This is a genomic window from Amycolatopsis sp. PS_44_ISF1, from assembly GCF_032335455.1.
Taxonomy (GTDB): domain Bacteria; phylum Actinomycetota; class Actinomycetes; order Mycobacteriales; family Pseudonocardiaceae; genus Amycolatopsis.
Genome location: NZ_JANUXO010000001.1, coordinates 80,838 through 103,350, shown reverse-complemented (window position 1 = coordinate 103,350; position 22,513 = coordinate 80,838). Strand labels below are relative to the sequence as shown.

The following is a 22,513-nucleotide window of genomic DNA, read 5'->3' as shown; positions in this document are numbered from 1 at the left end:
GACCCGATGTCAGACACGGCCCTGCCGCCGCTCGTCGAGCCGGCTGCCGAGCTCACCAAGGAAGAGGTGGCCCGGTACAGCCGTCACCTGATCATCCCTGACGTAGGGGTGGTCGGGCAGAAGCGGCTCAAGAACGCGAAGGTCCTGGTCATCGGCGCCGGCGGTCTGGGCAGTCCCGCGCTGCTGTACCTCGCCGCGGCGGGGGTGGGCACGCTCGGCATCGTCGACTTCGACGTGGTCGACGAGTCCAACCTGCAGCGCCAGGTGATCCACGGCATCTCCGACGTCGGCAAGCTCAAGGCCGCCTCGGCGCAGGAGTCGATCGCCGAGATCAACCCGCTGGTCAAGGTCTACCTGCACACCGAGCGGCTCGAATCGGCCAACGCGCTGGAGATCTTCGGCCAGTACGACCTGATCGTCGACGGCACGGACAACTTCGCCACCCGGTACCTGGTCAACGACGCCGCCGTGCTGCTGGGCAAGCCGTACGTGTGGGGCTCGATCTTCCGGTTCGAGGGCCAGGTCAGCGTGTTCTGGGAGGACGCGCCGAACGGCAAGGGGCTGAACTACCGCGACCTCTACCCCGAGCCGCCGCCGCCCGGGATGGTGCCCTCGTGCGCCGAGGGCGGCGTGCTGGGCGTGCTCTGCGCGTCCATCGGCTCGATCATGGTGACCGAGGCGATCAAGCTGATCACCGGTATCGGCGAGCCGCTGCTCGGGCGGCTGATCAGCTACGACGCGCTGGAGATGAAGTACCGCGAGGTCAAGATCCGCAAGGACCCCGAGACCCCGAAGATCACCGAGCTGATCGACTACGAGGCGTTCTGCGGAGTGGTCTCCGACGAGGCGGCCGAGGCCGCTTCGGGCAGCACGATCACGCCCGCCGAGCTCAAGGCCAAATTCGACCGCGGCGAGGACTTCGCCCTGATCGACGTCCGTGAGCCGCACGAGTACGAGATCGTCAACATCAAGGGCGCGAAGCTGATCCCGAAGGACCGGATCCTCTCCGGTGAGGCGCTGGCCGAGCTGCCGCAGGACAAGCCGATCGTGCTGCACTGCAAGTCCGGCGCGCGGTCCGCGGAGGCGCTCGCGGCGCTGCACTCGGCCGGGTTCAAGGACGCGACCCACCTGGGCGGTGGCGTGCTGGCCTGGGCCCGGCAGATCGACCCGAGCCTTCCGACCTACTGACCGTAGTCGCCGCCGAGGCCCCTTGCTCCGCTCCGCCCGGGGAGCCGGGGGCCTCGACGGCGTTTCGGCGGGCTCGTCCGCATCTGAGAAAACGGTGCGTGACCAGCGCGTCTGCTCGTTCGTGGCGAATCGGCCGGGGTAGCGTGCCTGGTTGTGCGGTCCACTCTCGAACGGCCACCCGAGCGCGTGTGCGCAGCCTTCGGCGGCGACCCCGGCCGGGTTTCGTCCTTGCCGGACTCGTCGGCCTGGCGCTGCGGAGAGCTGGTGCTCAAGCCGGTCACCGACAAGTCCCGCACCCTGTGGACCGCGCGGGCGCTGGACCACGTCGACGAGCCGGGCCTGCGGGTGGCCAAGCCGGTTCGCTCGCGGGACGGGCGCTGGATCGTCGGCGACTGGTCGGCCTGGCACCACCTCTCCGGCACGCCCGAGCACCGCTGCGACGAGGCCGTGCTCACCGCGGTGAAGCTGCACCGCGCCACCGCCGACCTGCCACGGCCGGACTTCCTGGCCGCCCGCACCGATGTCGACGCGATCGCGGACCGGATCGCCTGGGAGGAGCAGGACCTTCCGCTCGACGAGGCCAGGGGCGGCCGCTGGTTCGAGGTCCTGGCTCCGGCCCGCCGCCCGGTGAAGCTGGCGCCGCAGGTCGCCCACGGCGAACTGCTCGGCGGCGTGCTGTTCGACGGCGCCGCGGCGCCCGGCATCGTCGGCTTCGTGCCGTACTACCGCCCGGGCGAGTGGGGCGCGGCCATCGCCGCGGTCGACGCGCTGTCCTGGGGCGGCGCGACGGCCGCGTTGATCGACCGCTGGGCCCACCTGCCGGAGTGGCCGCAACTGCTGCTGCGCGCGGTGCTGTTCCGGCTGGCCGCGAACGCGCTCAACCCCCGTTCCACCGGCGCGGCGCTCGACGGCCTGCGGGCCGCGGCGCGCGAGGTCAGCGCCGTGCTCTGAACCGCCGGTGGGCGTTCAGGCCCAGGTCACCGCGTGCTGGTCGTAGCCGCGGGCGGTCGCCACGAGAGCGGCTTCGTCCTCGGCCGCGGTCCGGGTCGCGCGGCTGCACGGGGTGAACGGGGTGATGGTCAAGTTCAGGCGGGCCCCCGTGGCCTTGGCCCGCCAGGTGCCGTGCAGCTCACCGTCGACGAGCAGGGCGCCGGGGCTGCCGAGGACCTTCCAGATCTCCTTCGCGTACGCCTGGTCCGGGACCAGCACGGCCTTGTCGCGCGCCTGAGTGAACGGGTCCAGCGGCGGCAGCAGCCGGACCGGGGACGGCGAGGGCGGGTTTTCCAGAGCGGCGATCCGGTCCGCGGGGAGGAAGGCGCGGCGGCCGTCCACGCGGACCTCGACCAGGTCGGCCGGCCAGTTCTGCGTGGCCACGGCTTTGGTCGTGCCGGCGAACGCCGCGGCGTCGGCCGGGGTCGCCGGACCGTTCAGGCGCAGGTACCGCTCCAGCACGCGCGCCGCGGCCGACGGGTCCGCTCGGGTCGAGAACCGGCCACGGTCCTCCAGTGGCGCCAGTGTGGCTGGGGATCGGCCCGCCGCCAGCCGGATTCCGCCGGGCAGGGCGGCGACGCGCATGAGCTGCTCGTAGACGTGCGTGGCCCGGCAGCCCCGGCACGCGTAGGAGAACGAGTCCGGCAGCAGCTTCGTCACCGCGGCGCTGGCCGCGCCCTTGGTCATCGTCGCGGTCACGACCTGGCGCAGCGCGCGGGCCGTGGTGAAGAGAACGTCCACTGCGGACAGTCCGGTTGCGCTCAGTTCCTTCTGCCGCCACAGGATCCGGGACAGGGCGTCGGCCTCGCCGAGCGGGACCAGTGACGCGGCCAGCTCCGGCAGGTCCGCGCGGCGGTGGAAGTGGGGAGCTCCGCGGTGCGACCACACGAGGGCCAGGCGGGGGTCTTCGATCAGCGTCGTCGGCCGCACGGGCACGGCCGAGCGTGCGGCGAGCGCGAGCAACGCCGTGTCGCGCAGGCTGTCCTGCAGGCCCAGGTCGAACACCGCCGCCGGTTCGCCCGCGCGCCGGTGCAGCCCGTGCTCCGCGACCCGGTACGCCAGCACCTGCTGGCGCGACACTTCCAGCACCACTGTTTCCCTTCCGCTCAGAGCCGGTGGTCGAAGGTGTAGCTCATCGACGGCTCGCCCAGCGCTCCGTGCACCGAACCGGTCCCGGTGAGCCCGGCCAGCTCGCCCGTGCCCGAGCCGGGCACGACCTCGAACCTCGATTCGATGCCCTTCGGGTCGAAGGCGACTTCGTGCCGTACGACGAAGCTCCCGCGCCGGCCGGCAACGGTGCCGGTGAAGCGCTCGTAACCGGGCGAAGTCGTCTCACCGCCGTCGTAACCCTCACCGGGGTAGTACAGCAGGTAGTCGCAGATCGACTCGCCTTCGATGACGCCGGTGTACGCCATCGTGGCGTGCGCGTAGGCCACCCGAGGTGCCCCTTCGGTGCCGCTGGCCAGGTGTTCTTCCCAGTTCTGCAGGGTGAAGGCGTTCATGTGGGCTACTGAACCAGTCATACCTGTCAGCTCGTGTCAGGTTTTACCGGCATAATCGCCGTTCATGCGCGCCAGCCGCCTCCTGTCCGTCCTCCTGCTGCTGCAGAACCGCGGCCGGATGACGGCGGAGGAGCTGGCGGCCGAGCTGGAGGTGTCCGTACGCACGGTCTACCGCGACATCGAAGCGCTTTCGGCCTCCGGTGTCCCGGTGTACGCCGACCGCGGGCGGACCGGGGGGTACCAGCTCGTCGACGGCTACCGCACGCGCTTGACCGGGCTGACCGAGACGGAGGCACAGTCCCTTTCGCTCGCCGGGCTCCCGGGGGCGGCAGCCGAGCTGGGGCTCGGCACGGTGCTGGCGGCGGCGCAGCTCAAGCTGCACGCGGCGCTTCCGCCGGAGCTGCGAAGCCGCGCGGGCCGCGTCGCCGAGCGGTTCTACCTGGACGTGCCGGGCTGGCATCGCGGCATCGAGAGCCTGCCGCACCTTTCGGCGGTCGCCGACGCGGTGTGGTCGGCGCACCGCGTGCGGATCCGGTACGAGCGGTGGGGCGCGCGGGTGGTCGAGCGGGTGCTGGAGCCGCTGGGCCTGATCCTCAAGGCGGGCAACTGGTACCTGGCCGGTAGGTGCGAAGGGACCGATCGCACCTACCGCGTTTCGCGGGTACTGGCGCTGGAGGACCTGGGCGAGCCGTTCGAGCGGCCGCCGGACTTCGATCTCGCGCAGTACTGGCAGGACTGGTCCGCGCAGTTCGAGAAGCGGATGTACCCGACGGCGGCGAAGGTGCGGCTTTCGGCGCGCGCTCAGGCTCTCGTACCGTTCTACTTGGGCGGTGCCGGTGCGCGGGCGCTGCGCGCGGCCGTCGACGGCGAGACCGGGCCCGACGAGGACGGCTGGCTCACCCTGGAGCTACCGGTGGAGCCGGGCGAGCCCGCGATCGGCGAGCTGCTGCGGTTCGGGCCCCACCTGGAAGTGCTCGAACCGGCGGACCTGCGGGCGCGGCTCGCGAAGGCGATCGAGGAGATGGGCGCGGTGTATGGGTGAGCTGGACGGCGTGCGGATCGGGGTCACGGCCGAGCGCCGTGCCGACGACCTGATCGGGGCCCTGACCCGGGCCGGCGCCGACGTCCGGCACGCTCCGACGATCACCATCGTCCCGTTGCCCGACGACCCGCGCCTGCGGGCGGCCACGGAAGACGTGCTCGCCCGCCCGATCGGCTTCACCGCCGTCACCACCGGCGCGGGCTTCTGCGGCTGGCTCGAAGCCGCCGAGGGCTGGGGCCTGCGCCGGCCGCTGCTGGACGCCTTCGCCGCTTCACGAATCTTCGCCCGCGGCCCGAAAGCGGTCGGCGCTCTGCGCGGCGCGGGTCTGCGCGAGGAGTTCTCGGCCCCGGGGGAGAGCAACGCCGAGCTGTTCGGCGGCTTGGTGGACGCCGGGGTCTCGGGGGCCCGGATCGCGGTTCAGCTGCACGGCACGCCGCTGCCGGAGTACACGAACCTGCTCGCGGACGCGGGCGCGTCGCCGATCGCGGTGCAGCCCTACCGCTGGCACTCGCCGCCGAACACCGAACCGGTCCTCTCGCTGGTCCACGACGTGCTCTCGGGCGGGGTCGAGGCCATCGCCTTCACCAGCGCCCCGGCGGCGGCGAACTTCCTGGCGCTGGCCGCCGAGCACGGCCGCCGCGAGGAACTGCTGGCGGTTCTGCGACGTGGTGATGTCGTGTGCGCCTGCGTCGGGCCGGTCACGGCGGCGCCGCTGGAGGACGCGGGGATCCGGACGGTGCAGCCGGAGCGGCAGCGGTTGGGGGCCTTGGTGAAGCTACTGGTCACGGTGTTGGCCAAGGGCAGTTCGTGAGCGCTCGGCCCGGTTCCGACCGGCGTAGTCGCTCACGAACTCGCCGCCACGTTCGCGCGGCCCACGGCTTCCTCGCTCATCCCCTGGCGCCAGTACCCGGTGAAGCAGATCGCGCGCTTGTCGAACCCCCGGTCGTGCACCAGGTGGCGGCGGAGCCGCTTCACCATGCCTGCCTCGCCCGAGACCCACGCGTAAGGCGCGCCACCCGGTAGGTCCGCGACGCGGATGGCGTCCAGCAGGGCCTCGCCGCGCGGACGGTCGCCGCTGATCACCCAGTGCAGCTCCACGGCGCCGCGGGTGTCGAACACCTGGCGCTCCGCACGGTCCGGAACCTCGACGTACACCACCGCGCGGGTCGAGGCGGGCAGGGACTCCACGATGGCGCCGATCGCGGGCAGCGCGGTCTGGTCTCCGGCCAGCAGCTGCCAGCCGGTGCCTTCGGGGACCTCGTACAGGCCGTGCGGGCCGAGGAACGCGACGGTGTCGCCCACGTTCGCCCCCGCCGCCCACGTCGAGGCCGGGCCGCCGTCGTCTTCGTGCAGCGCGAAGTCCACATCGACCTCGCCGGCGTCCGGACGGGCGGCGCGCACGGTGTAGGTGCGCATCGGCGGACGGACGTCGTCGGGCATCGCCAGGTAGCCGGAGCGATACCAGGCCGCCACCTCAACGGCCACCGGCGTCGGCGGGAGCACGGGCTCGGTCTCGCCGGGCCGGGGGAAGAAGACCTTCAGGTACGCGTCGGGCGCGACCGGCCCGGCCGCCGCGAGACCCGGCGCGGCAAAGGTGATCCTGGCCATGTGCGGCGTCACCCGGCGAACCGCGGCGACCCGGCCACGGTGGTAGTTCAGTCCCATTAGGCCAGGCTAACCTATCTTGTGGGCGGAGGGCCACGGTGGGAACGGATGCGCTGGCCGGGGCTTGGGTGGGGCGGTCTTTGGAGGGACGGCCTGCTGGGGACAGCCCGGCGAGACCAGCCCAGGCTGAACGGTGCGGTTTGAGCCGGGCCAGTGGGGATGACTCGGCCGGGGAGGCTCGGCTGGGGTGTTCCACGGGGAGTAATCCGGCGGGAAGGGGCCAGGAGGAATCCGGCGGGAGCGGTTTGGGGGTGGTGTTGGGGAGAGCGGCTTGGGGGAGCAGCTTGGCGGGAGCAGCCGGGGGAGCGACTCAGCGGGAGCGGACTGGTGGGAGCGGACTGGCGGGAGCGGACTGGCGGGAGCGGACTGGTGGGATCAATCCGGCTGAAACAGCCCAGTTGGAGCAGCCCGTCTGGAGCAACCGGCTAGAACGGCCCGCCTGGAACAACCCGGCTGGAACGGCCCGGTAGAAACAGCCCGTCTGGAACAATCGGCTGGAGCAGCCCCGGCTGGAGCAGCCTGGCTGTAACAACCCGGCCAGGACGGCCCGTCTGGAACAACCCGGCTGGAACGGCCCGGTAGAGCAGCCCGTCTAGAACAGCCCGTCTGGAACAACCTGGCTGGAACAACCTGGCTAAAACAGCCCCTCCGGGCCATCGTCGGCCAGGGCGTCCGGGAGCCAGCGGTACTTGCGCAGGTCGACGCGGGGGCCGTCGGCTAGTACGCCCTCTTCGCGCAGCCGCTCCAGTTGGCGGTGGGCCAGGTGGGGGGCCGGGGTGCCGTTCGCGCGCAGGATTCGCTGCCACGGCAGGTCGTCACCGTCCTCGGCGAGGACTCGGCCGACCAGGCGGGGGGAAGGGGCGCCGGAGATTGCCGCGATGTCGCCGTACGTCGCGACTGCGCCCGCGGGCACGTCGGCGATCACCGCGCGGATCCGCTCGTGCAGTTCTTCGTCCATGGGACCGCACTTTGCCGCACCACACCGACAGTTCGCCGCCCCGGCCCGCCAAGGGCGTGCCGGTGCGCCACCCCCGCGGGCGGGCATGGTTCCATCGCTGGTGTGAACGGGCGGAGAACGGCGCAGGGACGGGCGCGGCTGGTGCGCCCGCCCGCCGTCGGCCTGCCGTCGTTCACCTGGGGTGAAGGCGCCCATCGGGTGCTCGCCGCGCCCGCGGGCTTCGTGCGCGTGCTCGGCGGGCCGGGTACCGGGAAGACCTCGCTGCTCGCCTCCGCGGCGGCGCGGCGGATCGCCGACGGAGCGGACCCGGAGAGCGTGCTCGTGCTCACCTCCTCCCGCAAGGCCGCGGACGCCGTGCGGGCCGACCTCACCCGGTGGCTCACCGCTGAACCCGATCAGGGCTCACCGCTGCCGCGCACGGTGAGTGAGCCGCTGGTGCGCACCGTGCACTCGTACGCTTTTTCGCTGCTGCGCCTGGAGGCCCGCGCCGAGGAGCTGCCCGCGCCCCGGCTGTTGGCCGGCGCCGAACAGGACGTGGTCGTGCGGGAGCTGCTGGAGGGCGATCTCGAGTCCGGCGCGCTCGACTGGCCCGAGCCGCTGCGCCCAGCGCTGGTCGTGCCCGGCTTCGCCGAGGAGCTGCGCGACCTGCTGATGCGCGCGGCCGAACGCGGACTCGGCCCCGAAGACCTCGAAGAGCTGGGGCGCCGCAAGGACCGCGAGGAGTGGGTGGCCGCCGGGCGGTTCTGGGCGCAGTACGAGGAGGTCACCCAGCTGCAGGGCGCGGGCGGCAACGCGCTGGGGGTCCGCAGCGCACCCGCCCTCGACGCCGCCGAGCTGGTCACCTCGGCGCTGCTCGCGCTGGAGGACGACGACGAGCTGCGCGACCGTGAACGGGCCCGCGTGCGGCACCTGTTCGTCGACGACGCGCACCACCTCGACCCGCTGCAGAGCCAGCTGATCCGGCTGATCGGGCACACCGCCGCGGAGTTCGTGGTGGCCGGGGACCCGGACCAGTCCGTGTTCTCCTTCCGCGGCGCCGATCCGCGCCTGTTCGCCGACGCGGACACCGACGGTGACCGGACGGTGGTGCTCACCACCTCCCACCGGCTGGCCCCGGCCGTGCGCGAGGCCGTGACGCGCCTGGGCGCCACGCTGCCCGGCGCGTCCCAGCACCGGAAACTCGGGACTCCACCAGGCAAACGCGGGGGTAAGGTGCGGGTGCGGCTGATGCCGACCCCGGCCGCCGAGGCCGGCTGGATCGCCGACCAGCTCCGCCGGGCCCACCTGGTCGACGGGGTGCCGTGGACCGAGATGGCCGTGCTGGTGCGCTCGCCCGCGCGTACTTTCCTGGTGCTGCAACGGGCCCTGCGCGCGGCCGGGGTGCCGATCGGCTCGGCCACCGAGGAGCTGCCACTGGCCCGGCACGCGGGCGTCCGTCCCCTGCTCGCCGTGCTGCGGATCGCGGCCGAGCCCGAACTGCTCGACGTCGACCTGGCCGAGATGCTGCTCTCGTCCCCGCTCGGTGGCGCGGACCCGCTGGCGCTGCGGCGGCTGCGTCGCGGTCTGCGGCGGCTGGAGCTGGCCGGTGGCGGGCAGCGTTCCAGCGACGAGTTGCTGGTGGAAGCCCTGCGGGGCGGCGACGTCCTGGCCGGGCTGGCCGACGCGGAGGCGTTGCCCGTGCGGCGCGTCGGCTCGCTGCTGAGCGTCACGAACCAGGCGGTGCGGCGCGGTGACGGCGTCGAGCAGGTGCTGTGGGAGCTGTGGCAGGCCAGCGGGCTGCAGGAACGGCTGCTGCGGATGGTCGACCGTGGCGGCTCGCTCGGCGCGCAGGCCGACCGCGACCTCGACGCCGTGGTGGCGCTGTTCGACTCGGCCGGCCGGTACGTCGACCGGCTGCCACGCGCGAGCGTCGCGGCGTTCGCCGATTACCTGGCTTCGCAGAACATCGCCGGGGACACGCTGGCGCCCGCGGCGATCCCGGGTGACGGCGTCTCGCTGCTCACCGCGCACGCCTCCGCCGGTCGGGAGTGGACAGTGGTCGCGGTGGCCGGGGTGCAGGAGGGCGCCTGGCCGGATCTGCGGCTGCGCGGCTCGCTGCTGGGCGTGGAACGGCTGGTCGACCTGCTGTCCGGAGTGGACGACAACGACAAGGTGTCGGCCGTCGCGCCGATCCTCGCGGAGGAGCGGCGGCTGTTCTACCTGGCGGCCGGGCGCGCCCGCCGGACCCTGCTGGTCACGGCGGTCGCCGGGGAGGACGAGCAACCCTCGCGGTTCCTCGACGACCTGGAGGAGAACGGGGCCGACGACGGCGCGCTCGACTCGCGGATGAAGCCGCCCGGCCGCTCGCTCGTGCTGGCCGAGCTGGTCGGTGAGCTGCGCGAGGTGGTCTGCGACGACAAGTCCGAGCCCGCGCGCCGGGCCCGCGCGGCGAAGCAGCTCGCGCGGCTGGCGAACGCCGGGGTGCCCGGGGCGCACCCGAGCACCTGGTACGGGCTGCTGCCACCGTCGACCGACCGGCCGGTGCACGGTCCGGGCGACCTGATGCGCATCTCACCGTCCACTGTGGAAATCCTGGTCAAGTGCCCACTGCGCTGGCTGATCGAGCGCCACGGCGGCAGCGACCCGGCGCAGCTCGCCGCGGTCACCGGCACGCTGGTGCACGGGCTGGCCCAGGCCGTCGCGGGCGGCAGCACCGAGGAGCAGATTCAGGCGGCGCTCGACGAGGCGTGGGCGCGGGTGGACGCGGGCGCTCCGTGGTTCTCCCGCCGCGAGCGCGGCCGGGTGGAGAAGATGCTGCGCAACTTCGTCACCTGGCTGGAGACCAGCCGCCGCGAGCTGATCGAGGCCGGGGTCGAGCAGGACATCGAGGTCGAGCTGCCGCTGGGCGACGGCGAGGTGCGGGTGCTGCTGCGCGGGCGGGTCGACCGGGTCGAAATGGACAAGGACGGCCGCCCGGTGATCGTCGACATCAAGACCGGCAAGGTGCCGGTGTCCGCCGCCGACGCGGAGCAGCACCCGCAGCTGGCCGCCTACCAGCTGGCCGTGCTGCTCGGCGCGATCGAGGGCAAGGACACCCCCGGCGGCGCTCGGCTGGTGTACGTCGCGAAGTCCAACAAGCAGACCGGCTCGACCCAGCGCGACCAGCCGCCGCTCGACGCCGAGAGCGGCAAGCAGTGGCTCGAGCTGGTGCGCTCGGCGGCGAACGCCGCGGCCGGGCCGGACTACCAGGCCAGCGAGAACCCGGACTGCGACCGCTGCCCGGCCCGCGGCTGCTGCCCGCTGCGGCCCGAGGGACGCCAGGTGACCGGACCGTGAGCCCGCTGCTGATCGCGAACCCGGTGGAGCCGGCGGAGATCGCCGACGCGCTGGGCCTGCACCGCCCGACGCCGGAGCAGGCGACGGTGATCGCCTCGCCGGTGGAACCTTCGCTGGTGGTCGCGGGCGCGGGCGCGGGCAAGACCGAGACGATGGCCGCGCGGGTGGTCTGGCTGGTCACCAACGGGATCGTCAGCCCCGAGCGGGTGCTGGGCCTGACCTTCACCCGCAAGGCCGCGCGCCAGCTCGGCGAGCGCGTGCGGGCGCGGCTGCGACGGCTGGCCGGTTCCGGGCTGCTGGAGCGGCTCGACCCGACGGGCGGGCTGCGCGCCACCGTCGTCGCCGGTGAGCCGACGGTGCTGACCTACCACGCCTACGCCGGCCGCCTGCTGGGCGAGCACGGGCTGCGGCTGCCGGTGCAGCCCGGCGTGCGGCTGCTTTCGGAGACCTCGTCCTGGCAGCTCGCCCACCGCGTGGTGTCCACTTGGGACAACGACCTGGAGACCGACCGGGTGCCGTCCTCGGTCACCGCGCAGCTGCTCGCGCTGGCCGGGGAGCTGGGCGAGCACCTGGTGCCGGCCGAACGGCTGGCCGAGTACACCTCGTGGCTGTGCGACGTGATCGAGAACGCGCCACGGGCGAGGGGCCAGCGGGCCTCGCTGCCGGTGAAGCTGACCGAAGTGATGGCGGCGCAACGGTTCCGGCTCGAACTGCTGCCCCTGGTCGAGGCCTACCACCGGCGCAAGCGGGCCGAGGGCGCGCTCGACTTCGCCGACCAGATGTCGCTGGCGGCGCAGCTGGCCGAGGACTACCCGGCCGTGGTGACCGGCGAGCGCGAACGCTACGGCGCCGTGCTGCTCGACGAGTACCAGGACACCGGGCACGCCCAGCGGGTGCTGCTGCGCTCGCTGTTCGGCGGCGGCGGGCACCGGCCGATGCCGGTCACCGCGGTCGGCGATCCGGCGCAGGCGATCTACGGCTGGCGCGGCGCGAGCGCGGCCAACCTGCCGCGGTTCACCACGGACTTCCCCCGGCACGGCGGGCAGCGGCTGGAGCCGGCGCACGAATTCGGGCTGCTGACCAGCTTCCGCAACCCGCCGGAGGTGCTGGAGCTGGCCAACGCCGTGGCCGAGCCGCTGCGGGCGCGCGGGCTGGGCGTGGAGCGGCTGCGGGCCCGCGAGGGCGCGGGGCCGGCGGACATCGCCGTCTCGCTTCAGCCGGACGTGCGCGCCGAACGCGAGTGGGTCGCGGACGCGCTGGCCCGACGCTGGTTCGCGGAGAAGGAGGAGCACGGGAAACCGCCGACCGCGGCCGTGCTGGTGCGCCGGCGCGCGGACATGGCGCCGATCGCGGGGGAGCTGCGGCGGCGCGGGCTGCCCGTGGAGGTGGTCGGGCTCGGCGGGCTGCTGGACGAGCCGGAGGTCGCCGACCTGGTCAGCACGCTGCGGGTGCTGGCCGACCCGCTCGCGGGCAGCGCGGCCGCGCGCCTGCTGACCGGGGCGCGCTGGCGGCTCGCGGCGGCTGATCTGGCGGCGTTGTGGCGGCGGGCCAACGAACTCTCCTCGCCGGCGCCCGCCGGGGCCGCGGGCGAGGAACCGGCGCTGGTCACCGAACGCGCCGAGCAGACGGGCCTGATCGACGCCGTGGACGAGCCGGGCGCGCCCGAGCGGTACTCCGAGGACGGGTACCGGCGGATCCGGCGCGTGGGCGCCGAGCTGGCCGCGCTGCGGCGACGGCTGGACCAGTCGCTGCCCGAGCTGGTGGCCGACGTCGAGCGGACCCTGCTGCTGGACGTCGAGTCGCTGGCCCGGCCGGGCTCGGCGGGCCGCGCGCACCTGGACGCGTTCGCCGAGGTGGTCACCGACTACGCCGAGACCGCGCCGACCGCCACCCTGCTGTCCTTCGTGGACTACCTGAACACCGCCGCGCACGCGGAGGACGGACTCACGCCCGGCGAGGTCGAGGTGGTGCCGGACCGGGTGCAGGTGCTGACCGTGCACTCGGCCAAGGGGCTGGAGTGGGCGGTCGTCGCCGTCCCGCACCTGGTGGCCGACGTGTTCCCGAGCAAGCGCCGCTCGTCCTCGTGGCTGCGGACCTCGACGGCGCTGCCCGCGGTGCTGCGCGGCGACTCGGCCGATCTGCCCGAACTGCGCGTCTCCGCCGGCTTCGACCGCAAGGAGGTCCAGGAAGGGCTCGAACTGCACGAGGAGGGTTTCGCCGAGCGGGAGGCCGACGAGGAGCGGCGGCTGTGCTACGTCGCGCTGACCCGCTCCGAGCGTGCGCTGATCGTCTCCGGGCACTGGTGGAACGAGAGCAGCGCGCGGCCCAAGGGACCTTCGGTGTTCCTGACCGACATCGCCGAGGTGCTGCGGGCTTCGGACCCGCCGCTCGGCTCGCTCGGCCCGTGGGCCGGGGAACCGGCCGAGGACGAGGAGAACCCGCTGGTCGCCGACTCCCGGACCGGCCGCTGGCCGCTGGACCCGCTGGGCGACCGGCGGACCGGCGTGTCGACGGGGGTGGAGCTGGTCTTCGCGGAGATGGCCGTCGCACCGCCGGAGCCGGAACCGGCGGTCGTTGCATCCACTGTGGACACTGTGGACACGGTCGAGACGGCCGGGGCGGCGCCGGACGAAGACTGGCCGCTGCCCCCGGAACCGGACGAGTTCGAAGACGGCTACGAAGACGGTGCGGAACCGTTCGAGGAGCCCGAAACGGACCCGTCGGACGAGGTCGACCCGGAGGACCCGGACGGCTGGGCTTCGGACACCGACGTGCTGCTGGCCGAGCGCGCCCGGTCCCGGGCCACAGTGGACCGGGTGGTGCTGCCGTCCCGGCTGTCGGTGAGCCAGCTGGTCGAGCTGGCGGCCGACGCGGACGGGCTCGCGCAACGGCTCCGTCGTCCGCTTCCGTTGCCGCCCAGCAGTTTCGCCCGGCGCGGCACGGCCTTCCACGGCTGGCTGGAGCAGCGCTTCTCCGGCGACCGCCTGCTGGAGATCGACGACCTGCCCGGCGCCGCCGACTTCGGCGAGGCCCCGGACAGCGATTTCGAGCAGTTGCAGGCGGCCTTCGAACGCAGCGAGTGGGCCGAGCGGGTGCCGCTGGCCGTGGAGATCCCGTTCTCCGCCGAGGTCGAGGGCGTGACCGTCCGCGGCCGGATGGACGCCGTGTACGCCGATCCCGACGGCGGCTGGACCGTGGTGGACTGGAAGACCGGCGGCGTGCCCTCGGCCGAGCGGCTCCCGGCGCTCTCGGTGCAGCTCGGCGCGTACCGGCTGGCCTGGGCCGCGCTCAAGGGCGTGCCGGTCGAGCGGGTGCGGGCGGCGTTCCACTACGTCCGCCACGGGAACACGCTGCGCCCGGCCGATCTGCTGGACGCCGAGGGCCTGCGTGACCTGCTGCGGAACGTGCCGTCCGAGTGAGGGATCAGCCGCGTTCGCGGACCGTGAGCGCCCACTGGACCAGCGGCCACTGCACCGGCAGCCGCAGCCAGGCGATGGCGCGGTCGCGGGCCGGGCGGCCCTTGCGCTGGTAGTCGAGCGCCATCTTCACGTTGCCCGGGAACACCCCGACGAACAGCAACGCCGCCGCGAGCCCGCCGAGCTCGCGGGTGCGCGGGGCGAGGATGGCCGCGGCCACCCCCAGCTCGCCGACCCCCGAGCCGTAGGTCCAGGCCCGGCGGGTGCCGGGCAGCTCCTTCGGGACCAGGGAGTCGAACGGCTTCGGGCGCAGGAAGTGCAGGGCGCCGGAGGTGGCCAGCAGACCGGCGAGGAGGAAGGCGGGCCGCTGCGAACCACGGGAGTCGGACATGCCCCCACCCTGCCACAGCGGCGGGTGTGCGGCGGGTGACCTTGGGCTAGGCTCCCCGACGTGAGTGACGCCGAACACCCGCGGGGAGCCGGTGCATGAAGGCCCTCAAGCGGCTGCCGCTGAACGTCCGGCTGAACGACCGCCCCGATCACGAGCTCGTCGGCGTGATCCGGATGCCCGAGCTGACCGTCAGCCCGATGCGTTCGATCGTCAAGCGGATCATCGGGGCGCTGCTCGCGCTGCTGGCCACGGTGCTGATCGTGTACGCCGACCGCAGCGGCTACCGTGACGTCAACGGCGACGGCGTCTCCTTCCTGGACGCCATCTACTACTCCACCGTCTCGCTTTCGACCACCGGCTACGGCGACATCGCCCCGGCCTCGGCCTCGGCGCGGCTGGTCAACATCGTGATCATCACCCCGCTGCGGGTGCTGTTCCTCATCGTCCTCGTCGGGACCACGCTGGAGGTGCTCACCGAGCGCTCCCGGCAGGCATTCAAGATCCAGAAGTGGAGGACGAAGGTGCGCGACCACACCGTCGTCGTCGGGTTCGGCACCAAGGGCCGCTCGGCCGTCAACGCGCTGCTCGGCGACGAGGAGGTCCAGCCCAGCCGGATCGTGGTGGTCGACACCGACCAGCAGGCCCTGGACGCGGCCAGCGCGCTCGGCCTGGTCACCGTGCACGGCTCGGCGACCCGCGCGGACGTGCTGCGGGTGGCGGGCGTGCAGCACGCGCGCGCCGTGGTCGTCGCGCCGAACCGGGACGACACCGCCGTGCTGGTCACGCTGACTGCGCGGGAGCTGGCGCCGAACTCGCACATCGTGGCGTCGGTGCGGGAGGCGGAGAACGTCCACCTGCTCAAGCAGTCCGGGGCCAGCCAGGTGGTGGTGTCCAGCGAGACCGCGGGACGGCTGCTCGGCCTGGCCACCTCCACCCCGCTGGTGGTCGACATGGTCGAGGACCTGCTGACCCCGGAATCGGGGCTGGCCATCGCCGAACGCCCGGTGGAGCCCTCGGAGGAGGGCGGCTCGCCGCGGCACCTGCCGGACATCGTGCTCGGCGTGGTCCGCGACGGCGTGCTCTACCGCGTGGACGCCCCGCAGTCCGACGCCATCGAGCCCGGCGACCGGCTGCTGTACGTCAAGAAGGTCACCCAGGCGGACAAGGTCGAGCGGTAGGCCCGAGGCGGGGAGGGTGTCCTAGGCCCGGAACGAGGCCGGCTGGTAGTACTCGATGCGGTTCTCCGTCCCATTTCGGCTTGTTCTTGCCCATACTTCGCACCGTTCCTGAGCCTGATCGGTCACCGCACCATGCGTTCCCGGCGCTTGCGGCCATCGCGAGCGCCAGCCGTGAATAACCAACCAGGAACGGCGGGGAAACTTTCCTTGCTCCATTAGATGGAGAAATGCTCGCGAACGGGACCTAACGGACTGTTTGCTGTGACGAAGTAACGGTGGTGGACGATCAAGCCCCCTGCACGATGTTCGGCCGTGCGAGGGGGCTTCTGCGGGGGTTTTTCGTTGTGCCTGTTCGGGGTCTTCTGGCGCGGTTTCATGCTGCACTCAGCTGGGTTGAGGGGAAAACTGATGAGGCACAGATCTGCTGCGGCGGTGGCCGCTGTGACGTGGGGGGCGCTGGTGGTCGCTGTACCGCACACCGCGTCCGCTGAGGCGCATGCGGTGGCGCCGCCGACGACGGTGTGGACGCCGCCGACGGCGGTGAACCACACCCCGACCGGTGGCCAGCCGCCGGCGGCGAACTGGGCGCCGGGGTGGAAGCCCGGTTTCGGTCCGGCAGCGGTGTCGTCGTGCGGGGTGAACGAGACCGGCTTGCTCCCGCAGTACCCGTTGGAGCGGTTCCCGGTCTCGGACCGGATGGAGGCGCTGGTCAACACCCACGACGGGAACCTGACGATCACGCAGCGGCAGCTGACGGTCAGGGGCACGGGTGAGAACCTGTCGTTGAGCCAGGTCTACAACAACCAGCGTCCGGGCAACGGCAGCTTCGGCACCGGCTGGGCGTTGAGCAGCGGCCAGGACGTGGGGTTGACGTTCAACGGCAGTGATGTGGTCCTGCACAGCGATTCCGGGTACTGCGCGACCTACAAGCACAACACCGACGGCAGCTACGTCGAGGCGCCGGGGGTGCACGCGGAGCTGTCCAAGGGCTCGGACGGCAAGTACAGCCTGATCTTCGACAGCTCGAACGAGCGGTGGACGTTCAGCCCGGCGGGCTGGCTGCTTTCGCAGGCCGACCGCAACGGCAACAGCACCACGCCGCGTTACAACTCCGACGGCACCACGGCGTCGGTCACCGACTCCCAGGGCCGGGTCACCCGCTTCGGCTACCAGAACGGGCTGGTCTCGGCGATCACCGACCCGACCGGCACGACCGCGGCGACCTACAGCTACAACAGCGCGTCGCAGCTGACCGACTTCACCGACCGCTCCGGCACCTCGATGCACCTGACCTGGACGCCGTCCGGTGACCTGGCCACGGTCGGGGACCCGGACGGTAAGACCTACAGCTTCGCCTACGATGGCAACCACCGCGTCACGAAGGTGACCGTGCCCCGGCAGGCCGGCGACTCGGTCACCCAGTTCGGCTACGGCAACGGGCAGACCACCGAGACCGACCCGAGCTCGCACTCGGTGACCTACAAGTACGACAGCCAGGGCCGGCAGACGTCGGCGACGGACGCGCTGAGCCATTCCCAGGCCCAGCAGTGGACCGCCAACAGCGATGTCCAGACCACCGCGGACGGGCTGAACAACTCCACCACCAACAGCTACGACCCGTTGAACAACCTGATCGGCACCCAGCTGCCCACCGGCGCGAAGACCGGGGTCGGCTACACCGACGCCGCCCACCCGCACCTGCCGACCACGGTGACGGACCCGGCCGGGGACAAGATCTCCCGCACCTACGACGACGCCGGAAACGTGAAGACCATTCACTCCGACGGGCTCAACGCCGACCTGCAGACCTTGACCTACTGGCAGCCGCTGGGCCTGGTCCGGACCAGTGTCGACGGCAACGGGCACTCGACCACCTACGACTACGACAACGCCGGCAACCTCAGCAAGGTCACCCCGCCCACCCCGCTCGGACCGACCAGCTACACCTACGACTCGCTCTCGCGGGTCGCGTCGGTCACCGACGGCCGCGGGATCCGGCTGGACTACGGCTACGACAAGCTCGACCGGGTCGTGTCGGTGACCCGCCACAGCGACAACGTCGTGCTGCAGGCGGTCACCTACGACAACAACGGCAGCCTCCTGCGCCGTGAGACCGCGACCGCGGTGCACACGTTCACCTACGACACCGGTGGCCAGCTGCTCACCGACACCCGCACCGACACCACCGGCCCGGCCGAGAAGATCACCTACGGCTACGACCTGACCGGCAACCTCACCGCCATGACCGATCCCGGCGGCCAAAGCGTGTACGGCTACGACGCCGCGAACCGGCTCACCTCGGTGAAGGACCCGTTCGGGCAGAGCACCGGTTTCGGCTACGACAACGCCGACCGCCGCACCAGCGTCACCTGGCCGGGGGCGGGTAGCCAGACCAACGGTTACGACAATTCCGGTCGGCAGACCAGTCTTACCGTGAAGAACAGTGGTGGCACTCAATTGCTGAGTACCACTTACAAATACACGCGTAGCGACGGCACCGACTCCGATCAGATGCAGTCCAAGACCGACGCTTCCGGCACCACCAGCTACGCCTACGACACCATGCAGCGGTTGAAGACCGCCGGCGCCGCGGGCTTCGAATACGACAACGCCGGCAACATGACCAAGCTGGATGCCACCAGGTTCACCTTCAACGCTGCCGACGAACTCACCAACGACAACCGGACCCGCAGCTACGACACGACCGGCAACCTCACTGGTTCGACCAGCCCGACCGAGACCAATTACTTCAGCGACACCAGCCAGCTGACCTCGGGTACCGATGCGGCCGGTGACAGCTTCACCGCCAGCTACGACACCCTGGACCAGACCCAGCCCCACAAGCTCACCTACGCCACTCCCACCGCGACCACGACCGACCAGTTCACCACCACCGCCCTGGGTGTGACCCAGGCTGTGCACAACGGGGTTCGGACCAGCGTGGTCCGGGACCCCAAGGGCACCATCGTGACCGAGCAGGCCGGGACGAGCCGGTACAACCTGGTCACGGACTATCAGGGCAGTGTTGTGGGGCTGGTTTCCACCACCGGTGTGCTGGCTGCCAGTTACCGGTACGACCCCTACGGCGGCAGCACCGCGACCGGCGCATCGGCTGGGGACAACTCGTTCCACTATCTCGGCCAGTACCAGTACAACGTCGACACGCTGCTGGGCTACCGCTGGTACTTCCCCGGCTGGGGCCGCTTCACCTCACCCGACCCCACTGGACAGGAAGCCAACCACTACGCCTACGCCAAAGACGACCCCATCAACAACAGTGACCCCACCGGCGGATTCAGCTTTGGGAATCTGGTCAAGGGAGTGGGGGGAGGCGTGACAATCGGCACTGCCCTCGGTGTGGTCGGCGGAGCGATCTTGGGAGGCATCGCGGCGGGTCCGCCGGGAATCTTGGCCGGGGCGGAACTCGGCGGAAAAGTAGGAGCCATTCTCGGCAGCGGCTCGGGCCTGATCGGCGGCACCATCTACGCGTCCCTGACCTGACTACTATGCTTCGCGGGGGCAGCGGACGACTCGCCCCCGCGGAGCCTGTCCAGGAGTGACATTGCGAGCTTCATGGGAAAGACACCCGCTGTTGTGGACCGCAGCAGCAACGCCACCCATCTATGTAGCAGCCTTCCTTCTGCTACGGCTCTTTCTAGCGCTCGGACCTAGCCTCGTCCTGGCCGGTGTCGTCGTAGCGGTGGCCATTTTCGGCTTTCTGGCGCTCTCAGGCGTGTTCGTGAAGCTCGTCCGTCGGGATGTCGACAAGCAGTAGCCACCGCACCAGTCTGACGGGCCCGCACGGCATCAACCTACGTAGGAGCGGGCTTACCACAGGAGCCGGACGGCGCCTGCGTACCTGTTCAGACCAAGCGACTGATCGGACGAGGGTCCGGATTCTCGGGCGTTGATCACCCGGCTGTTGCTCGACGTGGTGGGTTGTCGCGGGCTGTAGAAGATGAGGTCGGCGGGTTCAGCGGCCGGGACTACGGATCGAGGTATACGGGTGCTGACGTTGAAGTGGTGAGGCGGGCCGATGCCGACGTGGGTGCAGGCAAAGAAAGGGGCCGGGCCGCTACAGTCGAAGCCGGTGCTGGCGTAGTCGCGGTGTTGGCCGGTGGACCCCGACATCGCGGAGCCCTGCCGGGGGTGCGAGCCCGCGTCGCACGGAGGTCATCATCGGGCCTCAACTCCCTGACTACGCCGACGACGGGCAATGCCGACGGTGGCAGAAAGCCGCAGTTCACGGCGGGTGTGGCCTCGTGCGGATGCTGTATGAGCCTCGCCCCCGAAACGAACTCGCCGCCGTTGTCGCGGCCCTGCTCGGTGGCGCTGACCTGGTTGTCATCGCCGCTGCCGACCTTGTTCGAGACGACACGAAGAGACAGGCGATGGCTCGGCGGCTGAGTGCACGGGCGCGTAGCCGGGGTGCCGCCTGCTGCTCATAACTTGGATTACCGGCGGGCTGATTGCCAGATCTTCTCTTTATAAACCCTATAAATAAGTAACATAGTCATTGCACGTAAAAATATCTGCTTGACGGCGCTCGCGGATTGGCGTGTAAAAGAAAAAATAGTTTGACGGCAAACTGCTACCTCGGAAATTCATGCCACCATGCAAAGATGGCGGGAAGCTTCACTGCTACGCAGGGTGCCCGGTTGAACCCTTCGACAAGGTCAGACAGTCCGGTCCCTCGATGCGCGACAACAACGCCCCAGGTCACCCGTTCACCCGGAACAGCACCCGCCGATCCAGTCGTGGCCCTCACTCGGGCGTGGCGCGCCCGCCGGGGCCGCCGTCACCTTCACTGGGTTTTGCCGGGGGGATCTGGAACCATGGCGTCCGTGCTTCCTTCCGGCCCGGCGAGAAAGACCTCCCTGCAGCGGTGGCTGCAGGTCGGCATCCCCACTGCCGTCGGTGTGCTCGTGGTCCTGCTGGCCTGGATCGCCGGTCCGGGGTTGTTCGGGGTCGTCGTGAACGACGCGGGCACGCCCACCCCGGCCCAGATCACCAAGCCGGCGGCCTGTTCGGCCGCGGACCCGGTGGAGTCGGTCAAGTTCACCCTCGGCGGACAGACCCGTGAGGGCAGTCTGAACGGCTGCGGCCACGCCCAGGGCGACCAGGTGGAGGTGGGCGTCCCCGCCGACGCCCCGGCGCAGGGGCCGGTCACCGTTCGCGCGGCCGACACCTCGGCCGGCTCCCAGGACGCCCGCGGCCCGATCGCGCTGGCGCTGCTGGTGTTCGCCTGCTTCGCCGGCGGGATGTACGCGTTCCTGGTGGTCAAGGGGCCCGGACGGCTGGCCCTGCTGAGCTGACCCCAGCCGGGACTTCCGGGCGGACGCGGCCGATCCTGCCTTCCTCGCCCGGGGTTGGCCGGGGCTCAGCTGACGTCGGAGGCCGGGGCGGCGAAGGTGTTGCAGTCGGTGATGCGGTTGCTGCGGGCGCCCGCCCGCCACCACTGCGCGTAGTGGGCGTTGGTGCCGTGGTCGTGGCTGTGCGAGGTGTTGTCGCCGCGGGTCTCCTGGTCGTTCCAGGCCTTGTTGTACATGTCGCGGGTGACCGTGCCGCCCTGGTCGACGTGCGCGCCGAGGAACATGCCCGAGAAGCACTGGGCCTGCAACTCCTTGCGGCGTGACATGTCGAGGCCGTCCGGGCTGTTCTGGCCGGCCGCGTAGATCTTCTGCCAGGCGGCGTCCATGATCCCGGCCACCTCCTGAACGTGGTGGCCGTACTCGTGCGCGAACAGGGCCAGGTAGACGCCCGGGTTGTTGCCGTACTGGTCGGTCTGCAACCCCTTGAACGGCACGTACAGGTTGTTCTCGCAGTAATACGCGGCGGTCGCGATGCCGACCTGGATGGTGCCGCACTCGGTCTCGAAGCTCGGCCCGGTCGGGAAGTGCAGCGCGGGCGAGGTGAACGGCAGGTTGTAGGCCTCGAGGAACGGGCCCCAGGCCGCGTCCAGGCACTTGCTGGCCGCGGTGAAGAACGCCTCCGCGCCCTCCTGCGTGCTCACCCAGGGCGGCAGGGTGCAGACCCGGTTCTGCAGCCCGGCGTTCGGGTCCTGCAGGATCGGGTGGTCGGCGAGCTTGAGCACCTTCTGCGGGCCGGTCGAGCTGGGCTCGGTGCTCGGCGCGTCCGAGGTCGACGGCGCGGGGGTGGACGACGGGTCGTTGTTCGGCGGCAGCTCGTACGGGCTGCTCGGCACCGGCGACGGCGTGTTCTGGTAGCCGGCGTTGGTGACGGTGGAACCGGAGCCGCGCAGCGCGACGATGGTCACCACGCCCAGCACCAGCACGGCCACCGCGCCCAGGCAGAGCCCGATGATCAGGCCGGTCGGGCGCCGCGGCGGCGGCGGGAAACCGTGCTGCTGATTCCACGGGCCCTGCGGGGGCTGACCGGGCGGCCCGGGGTAGGGCTGGCCGGGGTACGGCTGGCCCGAGTACGGGGCGCCGAGATTCTGGGTGGCCTGGTTCTGGATGCCAAGGTTCTGGGTGGCCTGGTTCTGGGCGCCGGTGTTCTGGGTGCCCGGGTTCTGGGCGCCGGGCGGCGGCCCCTGGTACGGCCCGTCCGGCGGGCCCATCGGCGGCTGGACCGGCCCGCGGCCCGGCACCGGGGGCGGTTGCACGGTCCCGCGAGGCGGCACCGGGCCGTGGGGCGGTTGCGTCATCAGGGCAGTCCCGGTGGGTCTCGGCGCGAAACCGGGCGGCCCCCGGCTCGGCGTTCAGCATATCGGGGGAACCGGCCCCAGCCCCACCACTTGCCGAGACTGGTCACCCGTCCCGGTCGTCACCCCAGGTCTGGCCGGGTTCAAGGGCCTCTGGAAGAGTGAGCGCCAGATAGTGACGGGTCGTGAGGACGAGGGGTTCCG

Annotated in this window: 15 protein-coding genes; 9 read left to right on the top strand and 6 right to left on the bottom strand. The window is 71.6% G+C overall.

Annotated features, from left to right (window positions below):
- The first annotated feature begins 6 nt into the window (after window positions 1-6).
- Window positions 7-1,188: an adenylyltransferase/sulfurtransferase MoeZ gene (gene moeZ / locus NYF13_RS00420; RefSeq protein WP_315653465.1), complete on the top strand. Its 1,182-nt coding sequence runs from the start codon at window positions 7-9 to the stop codon at window positions 1,186-1,188.
- Window positions 1,189-1,341: 153 nt separating this feature from the next.
- Window positions 1,342-2,139, top strand: a complete 798-nt coding sequence (locus tag NYF13_RS00415) for a TIGR02569 family protein (protein WP_315653464.1) — start codon at window positions 1,342-1,344, stop codon at window positions 2,137-2,139.
- A 15-nt stretch (window positions 2,140-2,154) separates the two neighbouring features.
- Here NYF13_RS00415 and NYF13_RS00410 read toward each other — a convergent pair whose 3' ends face one another.
- The gene (locus NYF13_RS00410) at window positions 2,155-3,267 is read right to left on the bottom strand and encodes a DNA glycosylase AlkZ-like family protein (protein WP_315653463.1); all 1,113 of its coding nucleotides are present in this window, start codon (window positions 3,265-3,267) and stop codon (window positions 2,155-2,157) included.
- Window positions 3,268-3,284: 17 nt separating this feature from the next.
- The gene (locus NYF13_RS00405) at window positions 3,285-3,680 is read right to left on the bottom strand and encodes a DUF3224 domain-containing protein (RefSeq protein ID WP_315653462.1); all 396 of its coding nucleotides are present in this window, start codon (window positions 3,678-3,680) and stop codon (window positions 3,285-3,287) included.
- Between the two features lie 64 nt (window positions 3,681-3,744).
- On the opposite strand from NYF13_RS00405, the gene NYF13_RS00400 reads away from it, so the two are divergent.
- Together NYF13_RS00400 and NYF13_RS00395 are read left to right on the top strand one after the other, a co-directional pair.
- Complete coding sequence (locus tag NYF13_RS00400) at window positions 3,745-4,722, top strand: YafY family protein (RefSeq protein ID WP_315653461.1); 978 nt, start codon at window positions 3,745-3,747, stop codon at window positions 4,720-4,722.
- Window positions 4,715-5,533: a uroporphyrinogen-III synthase gene (locus NYF13_RS00395; RefSeq protein WP_315653460.1), complete on the top strand. Its 819-nt coding sequence runs from the start codon at window positions 4,715-4,717 to the stop codon at window positions 5,531-5,533. Before NYF13_RS00400 ends, NYF13_RS00395 begins: the two co-directional genes overlap by 8 nt.
- A gap of 32 nt (window positions 5,534-5,565) precedes the next feature.
- Here the strand turns inward: NYF13_RS00395 and NYF13_RS00390 are convergent, their stop codons facing one another.
- Entirely contained in the window at window positions 5,566-6,387 is an 822-nt protein-coding gene (locus NYF13_RS00390) for a siderophore-interacting protein (protein ID WP_315653459.1), read from the bottom strand.
- Window positions 6,388-7,021: 634 nt separating this feature from the next.
- Window positions 7,022-7,345, bottom strand: a complete 324-nt coding sequence (locus NYF13_RS00385) for an MGMT family protein (RefSeq protein ID WP_315653458.1) — start codon at window positions 7,343-7,345, stop codon at window positions 7,022-7,024.
- A gap of 102 nt (window positions 7,346-7,447) precedes the next feature.
- Here NYF13_RS00385 and NYF13_RS00380 point away from each other — a divergent pair, with 102 nt between their 5' ends.
- Complete coding sequence (locus NYF13_RS00380; protein WP_396286056.1) at window positions 7,448-10,660, top strand: ATP-dependent helicase; 3,213 nt, start codon at window positions 7,448-7,450, stop codon at window positions 10,658-10,660.
- Window positions 10,657-14,079 carry an ATP-dependent DNA helicase gene (locus NYF13_RS00375; protein WP_315653457.1) on the top strand — a complete coding sequence of 1,141 codons (3,423 nt, stop codon included), beginning with the start codon at window positions 10,657-10,659 and terminating at the stop codon, window positions 14,077-14,079. The genes NYF13_RS00380 and NYF13_RS00375 overlap by 4 nt, the downstream gene beginning before the upstream one ends.
- A 4-nt stretch (window positions 14,080-14,083) precedes the next feature.
- On the opposite strand, the gene NYF13_RS00370 is transcribed toward NYF13_RS00375, so the two are convergent.
- Window positions 14,084-14,467 carry a hypothetical protein gene (locus tag NYF13_RS00370; protein ID WP_315653456.1) on the bottom strand — a complete coding sequence of 128 codons (384 nt, stop codon included), beginning with the start codon at window positions 14,465-14,467 and terminating at the stop codon, window positions 14,084-14,086.
- A 95-nt stretch (window positions 14,468-14,562) separates the two neighbouring features.
- On the opposite strand from NYF13_RS00370, the gene NYF13_RS00365 reads away from it, so the two are divergent.
- From NYF13_RS00365 to NYF13_RS00355, 3 genes are all read left to right on the top strand, one after another.
- On the top strand, window positions 14,563-15,645 hold the full coding sequence (locus NYF13_RS00365) for an NAD-binding protein (RefSeq protein WP_315653455.1): 1,083 nt from the start codon (window positions 14,563-14,565) through the stop codon (window positions 15,643-15,645).
- A 432-nt stretch (window positions 15,646-16,077) separates the two neighbouring features.
- The gene (locus NYF13_RS00360; RefSeq protein WP_315653454.1) at window positions 16,078-19,146 is read left to right on the top strand and encodes an RHS repeat-associated core domain-containing protein; all 3,069 of its coding nucleotides are present in this window, start codon (window positions 16,078-16,080) and stop codon (window positions 19,144-19,146) included.
- 1,334 nt (window positions 19,147-20,480) lie between these two features.
- Complete coding sequence (locus tag NYF13_RS00355) at window positions 20,481-20,960, top strand: hypothetical protein (RefSeq protein WP_315653453.1); 480 nt, start codon at window positions 20,481-20,483, stop codon at window positions 20,958-20,960.
- 65 nt (window positions 20,961-21,025) lie between these two features.
- On the opposite strand, the gene NYF13_RS00350 is transcribed toward NYF13_RS00355, so the two are convergent.
- Entirely contained in the window at window positions 21,026-21,973 is a 948-nt protein-coding gene (locus NYF13_RS00350) for a neutral zinc metallopeptidase (RefSeq protein ID WP_315657109.1), read from the bottom strand.
- Window positions 21,974-22,513: the final 540 nt, after the last annotated feature.